The sequence below is a fragment of the Parabacteroides sp. CAG:2 genome (genome assembly GCF_000436315.1).
Classification (GTDB): Bacteria; Bacteroidota; Bacteroidia; order Bacteroidales; family Tannerellaceae; genus Parabacteroides; species Parabacteroides distasonis.
The window spans coordinates 1-871 of sequence record NZ_FR885317.1; the positions used below are offsets into that span (position 1 = coordinate 1).

1 protein-coding gene is annotated in these 871 nt (G+C 32.4%); it reads right to left on the minus strand.

Annotated elements, in window-relative coordinates; genetic code table 11:
* Positions 1 to 508 precede the first annotated feature (508 nt).
* Positions 509 to 775: a hypothetical protein gene (locus QVP94_RS13645; protein WP_021970885.1), complete on the minus strand. Its 267-nt coding sequence runs from the start codon at positions 773 to 775 to the stop codon at positions 509 to 511.
* Positions 776 to 871: the final 96 nt, after the last annotated feature.

Consider the following 871-nt stretch of genomic DNA (forward strand, 5'->3'; position numbering starts at 1 on the left):
CTAAGAGCCTTATAGATATAAGGTAGGTATATATCAAATGGTGGGGTGCTACTGCTATCATCTTCATGCCTTTTCAAATTTTGCGAGAATTTGAGAAAAGAAGATAATCTCAATAACACCTTTCGTTAAATATGTCCTTTCAGAGCATTAAGACCTCTGAAATTGTTGCAAAGTTAGCGAAAGGTTTTGAATAGCTAAAGATAAAACGCTGATAAATGCAGCTCCAAGTGTTCTAAAGCATATCCTTAGTAAGTAATTAGGGAAGTATCATCTTCTTTTCTTCATAATAGCATAAGTAGGTACTTTTTTTGAACGGGGACTATAAGAAGATTTCTTCCCGAAAAAAGTACCCGTAGATTCTGCGGATTGAAAGATGTAGTTTTATTAGAGATTATAAGGTATATGGGTTTGTTGCCTAACTAAGTAATGAATGAAAGAAGTATCTAATCTTCATAATGGGTATAAAAAAAGTCCGCAAATACTGCGAACTTTTAAAAAAATCAGATTGTTATTTATTCTTTTCAATAGTCTCTTTTAATTCATTAAAGCTGTCAAAGTAGAAGAAATATCCACCTTCCGAGGTTGGTACTCTAAAATATCTTTCATTTGCGTTTTTTGAAACTGCGTAAACAATATCTTTATATTTCAATTTAAGAATAATAGTTCCTAAAATTTTGGTAATGAATAATTCACCCACTTCTCCAGTTAGAGACATATAGCCATTGCTTGCCATTCTCCATAATCCAACATTGCCTAAAGAGAACATATCTTCCATATCTATTGCGCTTTTAGTTAATTAGACCACAAAATTAATGATTCATTTGCAATTATGGCGGTATCTGTGAGGATAAATTTGCCCCAAAATCGCACA